Here is a 14,797-nt window from a genome sequence, read left to right as displayed (position 1 = left end):
GTGAGCTTAAAATCTATTTAACTACATTAGCATAGTTGAGCACTAAACTTCTGATAATGCTTATCAAAATATATGTTATTATTCCAAATTAAAATTACGTGGCTAACGGCTAATGTAATATTCAAATAATAAATGACAGGAATACACTGTGATCATTTCAACTTATGCTGCTTTACTTGCGTTTTATTACATTTACCTGAGCTTTAATGTAATTAAAGTGCGTAAAAAAGAGCAAATATCACTCGGTGATAACGGTAATGTTAAACTACAGCGTGCAGTTCGCGCTCATGCAAATTTTATGGAATATGTACCTTTTACAATTATTTTGCTTTTTTTAGCTGAATACCAAGGCCTCGCTAGCCATTACTGCAACATATTGGGTGCCGCGCTGTTAATAGGGCGCGTGTTTCATAATTTAGGCATAGTAGGGGCAAAATTAAAGTATCGTCAAATAGGTGCTGTAGCCACATTTTTAGTCATGGTTATTAGCGCATTTATACTGCTTGTTACCCGTAATAGCTAAATGAGTAAACTATTTATAATCGGCCTTCCGCGTACTGGCACAACAAGTGTGTGCCATGCGTTTTTAGAACTGAGTATTGCAACGGCGCATACTGCCTACACACAAACGTGTTTTAAAAATGCAACGGCTATCGCCGACACCCCCATATTTAACGACTACCAAGTACTTGATAAGCACTACCCAGATTCTAAATTTATTTACCTAGAGCGCGAACTAAGTGCATGGTTACCTTCTATTAAACAGCTTTTAACGCGTATGCATACTAATTTAACGCGCGGCGATGGTGGTTTTAATATTCATATAAAGCGCTGTTATTTAAATACCTTTAGTGAAATGTCGCTTGAAAATATTAACGATGATAGTTATTTAGTAAATTGTTACACCAGCCATTTTGAATCAGCCAAGCGCTACTTTAAACACCGCCCGCAAGATTTTTTATCTATTGATATAGCTAAACCTGCAAGTTATAAAGCACTGTGTGATTTTTTAGAATTAACAAGCGATAAAACAGGTTTTGAAAAAATGAATATGGGCGGAAAAGTCACTGCGTGGAATGATATAAAGCACGCCTTAAAAATAGAGTCGACAGCGAAAGGGCGTATAGATAAACATTTGCCTTATCAGATTTAATTTTAGCGACTCCATCAAGATTTTTAATACAAAATACGCTAAAATCCTCGCATTATTTTTTAAGTAGTACTTATTATGTTTGAATTAAAATACCATACTCCATTTGAATGGACCGAAGCGGTACTTGCCGACTTTAATACCTTTTTACAAGATCACGCTGCTGCAGAAAAAAAAGCATCGGGCATGGCTATTTCTATGCTTTCGCACTATCCAGACAAGCGTAAACTTGTTAAATCGATGACAGACCTAGCGCTTGAAGAACTAATACATTTTAAACAAGTACTTAAACTATTAACTGAACGCGATACAACGCTAGGTGATGACCAAAAAGACCCGTACATAAAACAAATTCGCGCTTTATTTAGACACGGTCGTGATGGTTTTTTAATGGATAGGTTATTAGTGGGCGGCGTAATTGAAGCTCGTGGGCATGAGCGTTTTTCATTAGTTGCCCAAGCATTACCAGCTGGTAAAGAAAAAGATTTTTATGTGGCCATTGCTAAATCAGAAGAAAAACATAAAAACCTTTTTGTTGAATTAGCTTACGAATACTTTGATAAAGAAGAAGTAGACGTACGCTTGGAAGAATTACTAATTGCTGAAGCTGAAATTTGTAAAAGCATCCCATTTACAGCCGCACTGCATTAACTATATTTTATGTAATCACAAAACGCAGGCATTTGCCTGCGTTTTTTTTGTTTGTAAGTTAAGATCTAAGTCAAACGCGTTAATAGATATAATAGGGGGCTTAGCGTATTTTTATTAAGCGATTAAATAGAACTAAAGTTTTAACATTAAAACATAATGATTAAGTCTTAAATGCATGATTTCTATTTAACTTATTGAATATATTTATAAATTTACATATATCTGTAACAAAGGCTTGTTAGTTTTTTATCCTCATTTATACAGGATAAAACAACAATGAAAGCATTATTAAAAATATCATTAACCGTATCAAGCTTATTTATCGCTTCAACAGCCGATGCAGCAAATTGCTTAGAAGGTTGCCCAACAGGATTAAATAACGGCAAAACGATTGAACGTAGTATTTATACCCTAAAAAATAATCGTTATACCAAATTTGCAGACTGGGTAGCATACCAAGTTACACCCGATACAATGAGTGGCCCATCAAGATCAAGAAGTTGGAAAGCAGACCCAGATTTATATTCACATTACACACTTGAACCCAGTGATTACACAGATGCATACGCAACAATTAATACCGACCGAGGGCATCAGGTACCATTAGCATCTTTTAGTAATACAGCTGATTGGCGTTTAACAAATTTGCTTTCTAATATCACACCTCAATCTTCTGCATTAAACCAAGGTCCATGGGTTAGGCTTGAAACTGCTGTAAGAAATCATGTTGAGGATGGTAATAACCTTTATGTAGTAACAGGCCCAATGTACGAATATTACTTTGCAGATTTACCTCGTGCTAACGAAAACCACACAATACCCAGTGGTTATTTTAAAATCGTAATGAAAAAATCTGGTAGCACTATTAAAGTATCAGCATTTATTATGCAGCAAACTGCAGGCCGCAGAGACAATTTCTGTAACACCCAAGTCAGTATTGATGAAGTTGAGAGTAGAACTGGAATTAATGTATTACCTAATTTAACGAGTAATCAGGCGCAAACGATAGAGTCATCTTTATTTGGTTTATCAAACGAGCTAGGGTGTAACTAAAAACTCATTAAGGTTAGCGGTATATTGGATACCGCTAATTACCACTTGAAACCAAATTATAGTTAAATAGAGCGTTATATACGTTAAATAGGTAAGTACTTTACCTTACTAACTAAGTAAATTAACCTATTTAACATAATATAAATTATAGGTAGTAATGTATTAAATAGCAAGAGCGCATAATTGCACTCTTACTATGTCCAATACTAGACGGTATCGGACATTACATGGTTTTATTTAACTTAAATCTTTTTAAATAAATAGCCTATGTATTAATTGTTTAATCAATACTAAGTAAGCGTTCTGCTGTGTATTCGTTCGTTATTAAACCACTAATCATATTAGATCTCACTGCACCTAATATTGCCAACACTTTTTCTTCACCTGCAGCTATAGCATAAATTTGTTTGTTTTCATTAGTTACTAATGGCGTGCTGGCAACGCGTTGGTTTACAGTGCAATCTAATAATTGACCATTTTTATCGTAAACCCAACTTATCATTTCCCCAACGGCACCTAAGCCTTGCAGTTCTTTTAATTCTTCTGCGTCAACAAACCCATCTATATGTAATGGTGACTTTTCACCTAAGCTACCAATGCCAACAAAGGTTACGTCTGCATTTTTAGCGAGTTTTAAATTGGCTGTTATATTATGTTGTGCATGGAGTTGGTTTTTTTCTTCAATACTACGCGGTAAAACTGGTAGTGGCATCGGATAATGTTTTGCATTAGTGTGTTCGGCCATTCTTACCACAACATCATAAGGCGAAGCTGAACCATCTAACGCCATGTTACCTAACATAGCAACTATTTTATGTTGTGGGCAATCAAGTGTTGGTAGTTCATCAACAACAGCTCGCAAAACTCTGCCGGTTCCCATCGCTAATACTTTAGGTGTTTCTGATTTCAAATGGCGTTGTATTTCTGCTGCGCCAGCTTGTGCCAAGCCGACTGTCGACGAAGGCTCTGAAGGATCGCTTGGTACAACTTCACACGAAACTAAACCAAATCGACTTTTTAATTTTTGCGCTAAATCCATGCATTTGGCAATGGGATGATCAAGTCTTACTTTTATTAATCCTTGGCTAACTGATAAAGCCACCATTCGTTGTGCTGATTGACGCGATACATTAAGCTTTTTTGCTATTTCATCTTGGGTTTTTCCCGCAACGTAATACAACCACCCTGCTCTTGCTGCATCATCGAGCTTTCTAATTTCTGTGTTCGATAACTTTGCCACTTAAACCTCTTTTATTTAAGGAATAACATTTATTTATATAATTTAAAGGCTTAAACCTACAACTTTAATATAAATATATCATTTATTTATATAATGCCGAAGTCAATAATATGAAATAACGGATGCCTTATACTATATTCATAGTACAAGGCATTGGTAAGCCTACAATTTAGTTGTTAACTTTAATAGTATTCCCATTAGTATCAAACGTGTGCACTTTATTTTTTTGTGCAGTTAAAAATACCGAATCGCCGTATTCTAGCGGACAATCACCATCGGCTTTAACTGTTACAGTGGTGCCATTTGTCAGTGTTACGTGTAAAAAACTTTCTGATCCTAAGTGCTCAATTACTCCAACTTTACCTGCCCATGTGCCTGCATCTTGTGAAATTATAAAGTGCTCTGGTCGAACACCTAAGCTTGTTGTTTCGTTAGTCTCGGTATTTGGAACCTCAATAAAATTCATTTTTGGTGAACCAATAAAACCTGCAACAAATTTATTTACTGGGTGTTGATAAAGCTCTAATGGAGTGCCGACTTGCTCAATAATGCCACCATTAAATACAGCAATTCTGTCGGCCATTGTCATGGCTTCAACTTGATCATGTGTTACATAAATCATTGTAGTAGCTAAGCTTTTATGTAGCTCAGATATTTCTAAGCGCATATTTACACGCAATGAAGCGTCAAGATTTGATAGTGGTTCATCAAATAAAAATGCCGATGGTTGTCTAACTATTGCACGCCCTATTGCTACACGTTGACGCTGTCCCCCCGATAACTGGCCCGGTTTACGGTCTAAATAATCTGTTAAATTAAGAATTTTAGCGGCATTTGCAATTTTAGACTCTATTTCAGCTGGACTAACTTTTGCACGTTTTAGTGGAAAAGCAATGTTATTACGAACGCTCATATGCGGGTATAACGCATAAGATTGAAATACCATCGCCAAGCCTCTTTTGGCTGGCGGTGTATGTGTTGCATCTTGCCCGTCTATCTCTATATTGCCGCTTGTAGTGTCTTCAAGCCCAGCAATCATGCGTAGTAATGTTGATTTACCACAACCAGATGGCCCAACAAATACAATAAATTCACCATCTTTAATTTCTAAATCTAACGGTTTAATAACGTTTACGTCATCAAAGTTTTTAGTTACTTGTTTTAGTGTGATGCTGCCCATGTGTGTTCTCCTACTTTACTGCGCCGAAGCTTAAGCCACGTACTAATTGTTTTTGACTAAACCAACCAAGAATTAAAATTGGCACAATGGCCATAGCAGATGCTGCCGATAATTTGGCATAAAATAACCCTTCTGGGCTTGAATAACTGGCAATAAATGCGGTTAAAGGTGAAGCATTTGCTGCTGTTAAAATCAGGGTCCAAAATGCTTCGTTCCACGATAAAATAACGTTTAATAATAGTGTTGAGGCAATCCCAGGCAAGGCTATAGGTAATAGCACGTGGAATATTTCTTCGCCAATAGTTGCACCATCCATGCGTGATGCTTCTAAAATTTCACCGGGTATTTCTCTAAAATAGGTATAAAGCATCCACACCATAATGGGTAAATTTATTAGGGTCATCACAATAACTAAACCTAATTTTGTATCGAGCAAACCAAAGTCTCTGAATAAAAGGTAAATAGGTATTAACACCCCTACCGGCGGAAGCATTTTGGTAGAAAGCATCCACATTAAAAGGTTTTTCGTTTTTTTACTTTGTACAAAAGCCATAGACCATGCTGCTGGCACAGCAATTAATAAACCGACTAAACTTGACCCTAATGAAATCACAACCGAGTTCCAAAAATGAGTAAAGTATGGTGATCTCGACAGAACATCTAAGTAGTTTACAAGCGTCCACTCGAATGCAAATAGAGTGGGTGTGGCTGAAATAGCTTCAGATTCTGTTTTAAAACTAGTGATTAACGTCCATAAAATTGGGAAGAAAATCATTGAGCTAACAGTCCATGCAGCTATGGTATAAATAAGTGTTGAACGTGTGTTATTTTTAATACTCATTCTTACCCCTCCAAGTTTTTGCCAATTAAGCGCATTAAAAATATGGCGACTATATTTGCAATGATCACGGCAACAATGCCACCTGCCGAACCACCGCCTACATCAAACTGCAGTAATGATTGGGTATAAATTAAATAGGTAATGTTTGTCGATGAGTAACCTGGGCCACCGCTTGTTGTAACCAATATTTCAGCAAATATAGAAAGTAAAAATATAGTTTCTATTAATATAACCGCTGTAACAGCGCGTGATAAATGCGGTAAAACAATATAGAAAAATTTGCTAAAAGGACCTGCGCCATCTAAATCTGCGGCTTCTAATTGTTCGCGGTCAAGTGATTGAATCGCCGTAAGCAAAATAAGCGCAGCAAAAGGTAACCACTGCCAAGAGACAATGATAATGATTGAGAACAGCGGCATTTGTGCAAAAAAGTCTATTGGCTCAAACCCTAACCAAATAGCAAAGTGAGCAAATAAACCATTTACAGGGTTCATAAGCATATTTTTCCAGACTAATGCAGATACCGTAGGCATAACAAAAAATGGCGCAAGCACCATGATGCGAACATAGTTACGGCCCCATATTGCTTGATCTAATAAAATAGCCAAACCTATGCCACCGCAAATGGTAATTAACAGAACGCCAGTTACTAAATAAAGCGTGTTAAAGAAAGATTCAAAAAATGCCGGGTCGGTAAGAAAAAACTCATAGTTTAAAAATCCTACAAATTCTTTATCACCCGGAACTAATAAATTGTAATCAATGAAAGAAAAATACAATGTCATACACAGCGGAACAATCATCCAAGCGAGTAACAATGTTACGCTAGGAAGAAGCATGAACCGAGCAAGCGTACGCGAGTTAGTTGTTGCCATAACGGTGACCTTTAAAAAGCCAATTCTATTTACTCACTATTAAGTGAAAATCAGAAACCCTTAATAATATATTTAAGAACATAAGTAGAATTGGCATAAAATATAGGGCAAGTTGAGAGCTTGCCCACCATATGTGATATTACTTAGGGTAACGTGCTTTACGCATTGCTCTTTCTACTAAACGCTGAGACGAGTTTAACGCTTGTTTAACGGTCATTTGCTCAGTTAAAGCGGCTGAAAATTGTTGCCCTACTGCTGTTCCTATCCCTTGAAACTCAGGAATAGCAACAAACTGAATACCAACATAAGGAACTGGTTTTACGGTTGGGTTTTTCGGATCGGCAGTTTGAATAGAATCAAGCGTAATTTGTGCAAATGGTGCGGCTTCAATATACTGCTGATTGTTATATAGAGATTTACGTGTACCTGGCGGTACTTTTGCCCAGCCTTTTTTATCGGCTACAAGTTGTGTGTATTCTTTAGATGTTGCCCAGCTGATAAATTTCATTGCAGCATTCTGTTTTTTACTGCTTGAAGGAATAGCGAGTGTCCAAGACCATAACCAATTGCCGCGTTTACCTAAGCCGTTATCTGGTGCGAGTGCAAATCCTACTTTATCCGCTACTTCAGAGTCTTTTTTATTCGTTACAAAAGCACCGGCTACGGTCGCATCAATCCAAATACCACACTTACCAGTTTGAAATAACGCTAGGTTTTCGTTAAATCCATTCGCTGATGAACCCGCTGGACCCGATTCATTCATAACATCAACATAGTATTGCAGTGTTGCTTCCCACTCTGGAGTATTAAATTGAGGCTTCCAGTTTTCATCAAACCAACGTGCACCAAAAGAGTTTGCCATTGAAGTAATAAGAGCTATGTTTTCACCCCATCCTGCTTTACCTCTTAAACACAATCCATAAACACCGTCTTCTTTGTTTGTCATGGCTTTAGCCGCTTTGCGGATAAAATCCCAAGACGGTGCTGTTGGCATTGTTAAACCGGCTTTTTCCATCAAATCAGTGCGATACATTACCATTGAGCTTTCACCATAAAAAGGAGCAGCGTATAACTTATCGTTTACGGTAAGCCCACTTCGAATGGCGGGTAGTAAATCATCTAAATCGTAATTTTTACCTAGGTTATCTAACTCTGTTAACCAGTTTTGTTTGCCCCAAATTGGTACTTCATAAGTACCGATGGTCATAACATCGTACTGACCCCCTTTTGTGGCAACGTCGGTTGTTACTCGCTGGCGAAGTATATTTTCTTCAAGTGTTACCCACTTTAAGTCGATATCAGGGTGTTGGCTTGTGAACTCGCTACTCAGTTCTTTCATGGTGATCATGTCACCATTATTCACAGTAGCTATTGTAATAGTTTCTTTAGCGTACGCGTTGCTCATTGCCATGATGCCGCAGGCAAGCATTAATAATTTATTTTTCATCGTAAATACCTTATTTGTCACGTTAAATAGTGTGCTTGTACCTAATTAACAGATTAAACTAGTTGAATTAAGTACAAAGCCACTGAATAAAAGTTAAAACTTAACTGAAATCTCAGATGTGAAACCGTCAAAACCTGCGCCTATTTGGCCAGCAGAATTAACCCCCTCTTCTTGATTTACATATTCAACTTTTAATAACGTCTTATCGTTAAACCAGTACCCTGCAGCAACTTGAATACGCTCTACTGTATTGTCTGTTTGCTCAATTAAATCAGATGTATTTTCTGCATCCGAATAACGAGCCGCTACATATAACTGTTTAGGGATAAGGTATTGTTGTGCTTCAAACACAAAATATTCTACTGATGTATCACCTTTTATCACACTGTTTGAATCGTACGTTGTGCCATTAGCGTCGGCTACGCCATCGGTACCAAAGTAAGTGATACCTGCTACTGCATTACCCGCTGCATCTGCAAATGTGTAATCATCTGATGATTTACCAACCATAAACACTAGGCTTGTTTCATCAGATGGTTGGTATGCTAGGTTTAGCTGTATTATTGACTGCTCAAGTCCAGGCATTGCGCCTACATGCGTGTCACGCTCATTTGATGGTGAGGCAGAAAAGTTATAGTTTTCACCATCGCCAAAACGATAGTTTGTTGTAGTTACTCCATCTAAACTAGCTACGCCATTTTCAAAATTCAATTGGTCGCCTTGATTGGCTTTGAAAAGATTTAAACCAGCTTTGAAGCCACCTTCAAATTCCAAAGTACCTTGAAGACGATAATTATAACCACGGTCTTGCTGAAACGCTTCGCCAAAGCTAGAGGTTGTTATATGACCAGCAACATTATATGAACGAAGCATACCGCTATCGTATGTTTTAGTGTAACTAAGCTGCGCGCCGTTCTCCGCAGTTGCGTAATCGGTTATGCCGTTACCAATAAGTGCATTACCTTGGTTATCTGCACCATCTTGAAAGCCTTTAAACTGAAATGGCGCTGCACCAATATTGCCTAATCTAAGCGTTAGGTTTTCATCATCTTTTGGTGTGCCATATAAGCCAAGTAAATCAAACTCTACACCTGCAAAGTCATTATGAAATGAAAAGTCTCGATCGCCACCACCAAAATCATTTGGTTCTTCAGCTATATCTATATCGGCCGTGATAAACTCATTAATGTGAAATTTAAGCTGTAAATTTGCTCTTATACGCCCAAAACCAGACTCTTGTACTTCATCTTCTGGACGAAATGCACCGTCTTTAGCTTGAATAGACTGAAAGTTTTGCATTAATAGAAAATCAACATCAATGCGGTCTAAATAGTCAGACATGTCAGCGTGTGCTGGCATAGATGAAGCCATAGCGGCAGTTAAAAGTGAAATTGCGAATTTTGTATTTTTGTTTTTTAACATAATAAGCTCTTCGTTTTGTGTAGTGTTTAGTGTGAGTGTGTAGAAAAGTTATGCGAGCATTAAGTTGAATTACTGTAACAAATTTCATTAATGGGCATAAGCTCAACTGATGAGCATAATCACAGAATGAAATTAATAGGTCAACGGTTTTTTATTACAAAACATTTACAAATTTAAAATTGTTAATTAAATGTATTTATATCAATAGTTTGTGTAATCAAATTAATAAGTGAAAAAAGTATGATTAAACCTGTTTTTAAATTTAATGACGATAAAGGTAGGAATATAGTGTTAATTTTATACGGGTTGTTAATACTTTTTATATGCAGGGCCTAGGGTCTGTTGTTTTTTGCGGATTAAAAATCGTTCAAACTGGGGCTATTTAATGGCGGCGCGAGCTTTGTAACCAAGTGGGCTCGATAACTACTTCTGTGTTACGGTCAATTTATGGGTAATCCCGACACTTTTTAGACTCTAACTTGCCTGAATACCAAATAGACTTATGAGATTAAATCTTGAAAGATCAACAGACCCTCATTATTAAACACATATAGTTTGATTAAAGTAGTGTTATAGAGTGATTTTTTGTGCAACATTCTTGAGGTTATGTAAGCCTTAGCTTAATATTAAAATACTTGAGAAGTATTAAAAGAAGTAACTTACATATGGAATTTGTTCGCCCACTAGAGCCTATCCTCATCATTGACGATGTAAAAGAAATTCGAGATTATCTAAATCAAATTTTAACCGAACTGGGTTATGAAGACATTTTAGAAAGCACTGATTTTAGCTCTGCAAAACCGGTTATCGATAAAAAATCCCCTAATGTTATATTTTTAGATGTGGATTTACCCGACTCTGATGGGACTGATATTTTAGAATTTATTAATATAACCTACCCTCACGCTCATGTAGTTATGTGCTCTGGACATAACAGTTTGGAAAATGTACAGAATACATGGGAGCTAGGGGCTAAAGGATTTATAGCAAAACCTTTTAATGCCAAAAAAGTAGACACAGTAATGAAACGTCTCGAACTCATAGAATAATAAAAGGTTAGCATGCAAAGCACCGTTACCGCGATCATAGACGACTTATCAAATGTTATTTTTGGAAAACAAAAGCAGATAAAATTAGCGCTTACTTGCCTGTTTAGTCAAGGCCACTTATTAATTGAAGATTTACCCGGTATGGGCAAAACAACATTGTCGCATGGGTTAGCTACTGTACTTGGCTTATCTTACCAACGTATTCAATTTACCAGCGACCTGTTACCTGCAGATATACTTGGAACAAATGTTTTTAATAGTAATGAACATAGTTTTACTTTTCATAAAGGCCCTATTTTTAGCCAAGTTGTATTAGCTGATGAAATAAATCGTGCCGGTCCTAAAACACAAAGTGCTTTACTCGAAGCGATGGAAGAACAACAAGTCACGGTTGATGGTAAAAAGTATAACCTCCCCGATCCATTTTTTGTTATTGCTACCCAAAATCCACTTTATCAGTCTGGTACATACCCGCTACCAGAATCACAATTAGATCGTTTTATGATGCGTATTAGCTTGGGCTTTCCAACAAAAGAAGCAGAAAAACGTTTAATTTTAAATTTACAAAAACGTGACTATAGCCAATTACCTAAGCGAATTGATGAGCAACAATTAAAACAAATTCAAACACAAATTAACGGTGTAACACTGAGTATACCGATTGTTGATTACATTATTGAATTGGTAAACTTTACGAGAAACAGTCATTCATTTGCGGCTTCATTATCACCTCGTGCAAGTATTGCATTAGCCAAAGCCGCTAAATCATGGGCATATATAGATGGCCGCGACTTTGTAATTCCTGAAGATGTGCAGGCGGTGTTTTCAAGTGTTTGCCTACACCGTTTGGGATTGCATAGCGACTCGGGCGAAGCTCAAGTAAGAGAGCTGTTACAAGCAGTGCCGGTTCCGGTATAGCCTTTATGCCAGCTAAAAAAGCAAAACGAGTTAGTTTATTTACATCTTTTAAACGGATAATTTTTGAAAAGTTTCTAAAAAACAAACACCTTAAAAATTCTATTACGCTTGAACACAATACAATTTATGTACTGCCGTCTTCCTTAGGGTGGTATTTTGTTATTGTTGCTATTTTAAATTTTGTAATGGGTATTAACTATCAAAATAATTTAATTTTGGTAATGTCTTATTTAATGTTTGTAGTCATTGTACTGGCTGTTTGTATGGGGTACAGCAACGCAAAAGGGTTAACAGTTACTTTTGATAAAGTATTGCCGAGCTTTTCTCCGCAAAAGCCAATTTTAAAATTGAGTTTACAAAGTAACTCTATATGTCAGTCGGTTTCTATTACCTACAACAATGACCTAAAAGCACATACTCATTACGACACAATTTCAAATAAGTCGATTAGTAGTAGTTTGCTACTTCCTTATGAAAACCGAGGCAGTTATGAACTCCAACGAATAAAAATAGCCAGTAATTATCCTTTTGGTTTGGTATCTGTGTGGAGCTACTTACAAATACAAACTAAAACCTATGTTTACCCAGCCCACGAATATGTGCTTAGTGATGCGCATATTTCTTCGCAAGACGAATACGCACAAAATGGAATGGCAAAAAAGCCTGGTACAGAAGAATTCGAAAACCTATTAATTCATCAGCCTGAAATGGGCTTAAACAGAATATCTTGGAAGCACTATGCCAAAACCAAACAATTATTAGTAAAAGACTTTGTTGATTTTAAAACAACGAATGCATTATTTGATTTTAATTTAATGACTGGCGCCACTGAGCAACGTTTAAGTCAGCTATGTTATTTAGTGTGTGAAGCCACTGAACACAACACCCCTTTCATGTTAAAATTGCCAAACACATTAATTAACATCAACACTGGGCAAGCACATAAGCAACAATGTTTAGAAAGCTTAAGTTCTTTTGCTGGTGATAATAATGATTGAACTTAAAAACGAAAAAGTAATTAATTTATCGTTATGTTTTATTTACGCCTGCTTAGTCATATTTTTTTCAGCCCACTTGCCGCTTCCATTTATTAGTGTGTTGGCTGGGTTATGCCTTTGGAATGCATTTATAACAGGAAAAAACATAGCAAAGCCTAATGCATGGCTGGCAAATATACTTGCCGCAGGCGCATTGGGCTTAATGGTATTTACAATCGGAATGTCCGATACTGTAATACTGTTTGTTGCTATGCTTTTGTTATCAAGTTTATTTAAATTACTACAAGCAAAAAACAAAAAGCACTATCATGTTATAACCACACTGACGTTTTTCTCTTTGTCTTCTGTTTATTTATTTAGCCAAACAATAGTAACTACGTTAACGGTAAGTGGCTTATATATATTAAACTTTGCTGTTCTTGGACTACTTGAGTCTAAACATAATCTAAAAATAAGCGCTAAACAAAGCTCAAAATTGTTATTAATGGCATTACCGCTGGCCATATTTCTACTTTTGTTTTTACCAAAAATGCCTGCTTTTTGGCAGTTGCCCGGCCCAAAACTAGCTAAAACTGGACTTTCTGAACAAGTCGACCCTTTTGATATTGCTAAATTATCTAACTCAGATGAACTTGTTTTTAGAGCAACGTTTAGTAAACAACCTCCTCTAACGCCTTACTATTGGCGTGCAATTATTCATGATGAATTTAATGGTAATGCATGGCTTACGTCTGACTTTTTAAAATATAATAATCAACAATCAAATCAAAATTTAGCAACCGAGCAAAACACGCTTATTGCCAACTACTCAGTCATTGCAGAGCCTGCAACACAAAAGTGGCTTTATGGATTAACCTACTCAACTAGTAACAGTAAAAATGTAGACGCTAATGCGCTTGGTTTGCTCAGAAAACAAAGTTATCAAGCCAAAAGCCTGCAATACAATGTAGCAAGCTATCAATTTTCAGTGAATCCCCTCAATGAGTTTGAGCAAAACAGGTACACTTATTTGGGCTTCAAGCAAAATATTAAAACTAATAAACTTGCCATGCAGTTAAAAGAGCAAGTAAGTAATGAACAAACATTTTATAACGCGTTACTTAATTACTTCGTAGAGCAAAATTTCACCTATACGTTAACCCCTTCCCCAATGTCGGGCAATAACACTCTTGATCAATTTTTATTTGAAAATAAACGTGGCTTTTGCGGTCATTATGCCAGTGCTGCTGCGTTTATATTTAGATCTGCAGGTATTCCTGCTCGTGTAGTGAGTGGTTATTTAGGTGGTGAATATAATAACGACAACAATACGCTCACTGTTCGCCAATACGACGCCCATGCTTGGGTAGAAGTTTATTTACAAAATAAAGGCTGGACTATTTTTGATGCCACTGCGGTTGTTGCTCCAGAGCGATTAAATGGATCGCTTTCTCAAAACCAAGAGTTAAACGAAGAATTTAAAAATAATTTAGACTTTGGCTTAGTCAGCTTAAGTAACTTTGCCGCAATAAACTGGTTAAGGCTGGAACTCGAGCAATTAGATTATCAATGGTCAAGCTGGGTACTTGGTTTTGATCAAGAAAAACAAAATGATTTTTTAAAGTCGCTATTCGGTAATAAAACAAGTTGGTTGGTTCCGTTGTTTGTATTAATAACCGCAGCACTCTGTTTTGCTGTTTATTTTATTTACTTAAACTGGCCAAAAACAAAAACGGCTAAACTGCCACCCATTGTTAAAGCGTATAACGAGATTTTGCATTGGGGAAATAAAAAAAATATTACATCGACCGACTCTCTCAGTCCATCACAACAACTTGAGTTTATGGCAAAGAAAAAGCCAAGCGCCTCTAAAGAGCTAATAGAATTTAAACATTTGTTTGAAAACAGTCGCTATGCTAACAAACCATTTACCAAAGAGCGCAAAACCCAAGCTAAAGATCTGATAAAATTAATTAAAAGTTCAAAATAGAGAA

At 36.6% G+C, this 14,797-nt stretch carries 14 protein-coding genes; 8 read left to right on the top strand and 6 right to left on the bottom strand.

Translation table 11 applies throughout. From position 1 onward, the window contains the following. Positions 1–148 precede the first annotated feature (148 nt). From ATS71_RS06120 to ATS71_RS06105, 4 genes are all read left to right on the top strand, one after another. Positions 149–523, top strand: a complete 375-nt coding sequence (locus tag ATS71_RS06120) for an MAPEG family protein (protein WP_058404015.1) — start codon at positions 149–151, stop codon at positions 521–523. Beyond that, the gene (locus ATS71_RS06115; protein WP_058404014.1) at positions 524–1,153 is read left to right on the top strand and encodes a sulfotransferase; all 630 of its coding nucleotides are present in this window, start codon (positions 524–526) and stop codon (positions 1,151–1,153) included. Between the two features lie 75 nt (positions 1,154–1,228). Continuing rightward, positions 1,229–1,801 (top strand): tRNA-(ms[2]io[6]A)-hydroxylase, encoded by a 573-nt coding sequence (locus tag ATS71_RS06110; protein ID WP_058404013.1) that lies wholly within the window; start codon positions 1,229–1,231, stop codon positions 1,799–1,801. Between the two features lie 276 nt (positions 1,802–2,077). Then, positions 2,078–2,854, top strand: coding sequence for a DNA/RNA non-specific endonuclease (locus ATS71_RS06105; protein WP_058404012.1), 777 nt, complete (start codon positions 2,078–2,080; stop codon positions 2,852–2,854). Positions 2,855–3,134: 280 nt separating this feature from the next. Here the strand turns inward: ATS71_RS06105 and ATS71_RS06100 are convergent, their stop codons facing one another. The 6 genes from ATS71_RS06100 to ATS71_RS06075 form a co-directional block, all read right to left on the bottom strand. Continuing rightward, positions 3,135–4,094 carry a sugar-binding transcriptional regulator gene (locus ATS71_RS06100; RefSeq protein WP_058404011.1) on the bottom strand — a complete coding sequence of 320 codons (960 nt, stop codon included), beginning with the start codon at positions 4,092–4,094 and terminating at the stop codon, positions 3,135–3,137. A 169-nt stretch (positions 4,095–4,263) separates the two neighbouring features. Next, positions 4,264–5,274: an ABC transporter ATP-binding protein gene (locus tag ATS71_RS06095; protein WP_058404010.1), complete on the bottom strand. Its 1,011-nt coding sequence runs from the start codon at positions 5,272–5,274 to the stop codon at positions 4,264–4,266. Positions 5,275–5,284: 10 nt separating this feature from the next. Further along, entirely contained in the window at positions 5,285–6,115 is an 831-nt protein-coding gene (locus tag ATS71_RS06090; protein WP_058404009.1) for a carbohydrate ABC transporter permease, read from the bottom strand. A gap of 2 nt (positions 6,116–6,117) precedes the next feature. Continuing rightward, complete coding sequence (locus ATS71_RS06085; RefSeq protein ID WP_008133013.1) at positions 6,118–6,990, bottom strand: carbohydrate ABC transporter permease; 873 nt, start codon at positions 6,988–6,990, stop codon at positions 6,118–6,120. A gap of 139 nt (positions 6,991–7,129) precedes the next feature. Continuing rightward, positions 7,130–8,437, bottom strand: a complete 1,308-nt coding sequence (locus tag ATS71_RS06080) for an ABC transporter substrate-binding protein (protein ID WP_058404008.1) — start codon at positions 8,435–8,437, stop codon at positions 7,130–7,132. A 93-nt stretch (positions 8,438–8,530) separates the two neighbouring features. Further along, entirely contained in the window at positions 8,531–9,859 is a 1,329-nt protein-coding gene (locus ATS71_RS06075; RefSeq protein ID WP_058404007.1) for a hypothetical protein, read from the bottom strand. Between the two features lie 665 nt (positions 9,860–10,524). Between ATS71_RS06075 and ATS71_RS06070 the strand changes: the two genes are divergently transcribed. Genes ATS71_RS06070 through ATS71_RS06055 form a run of 4 tightly spaced genes read left to right on the top strand, consistent with a single transcriptional unit; the run spans position 10,525 to position 14,793 of the window. After that, a complete protein-coding gene (locus ATS71_RS06070) occupies positions 10,525–10,908 on the top strand; it encodes a response regulator (protein WP_058404006.1) in 384 nt (127 codons plus the stop codon). Positions 10,909–10,920: 12 nt separating this feature from the next. Continuing rightward, the gene (locus ATS71_RS06065) at positions 10,921–11,826 is read left to right on the top strand and encodes an AAA family ATPase (RefSeq protein ID WP_058404005.1); all 906 of its coding nucleotides are present in this window, start codon (positions 10,921–10,923) and stop codon (positions 11,824–11,826) included. A 5-nt stretch (positions 11,827–11,831) separates the two neighbouring features. Beyond that, positions 11,832–12,824: a DUF58 domain-containing protein gene (locus ATS71_RS06060; protein WP_058404004.1), complete on the top strand. Its 993-nt coding sequence runs from the start codon at positions 11,832–11,834 to the stop codon at positions 12,822–12,824. Next, the gene (locus ATS71_RS06055) at positions 12,817–14,793 is read left to right on the top strand and encodes a transglutaminase family protein (RefSeq protein WP_058404003.1); all 1,977 of its coding nucleotides are present in this window, start codon (positions 12,817–12,819) and stop codon (positions 14,791–14,793) included. Before ATS71_RS06060 ends, ATS71_RS06055 begins: the two co-directional genes overlap by 8 nt. Positions 14,794–14,797 lie beyond the last annotated feature (4 nt).

The organism is Pseudoalteromonas sp. H71 (assembly GCF_001468485.1).
Classification (GTDB): domain Bacteria; phylum Pseudomonadota; class Gammaproteobacteria; order Enterobacterales; family Alteromonadaceae; genus Pseudoalteromonas.
Note: the sequence above shows the minus strand (reverse complement) of the source record. Positions and strands in the feature narration are given on the sequence as shown.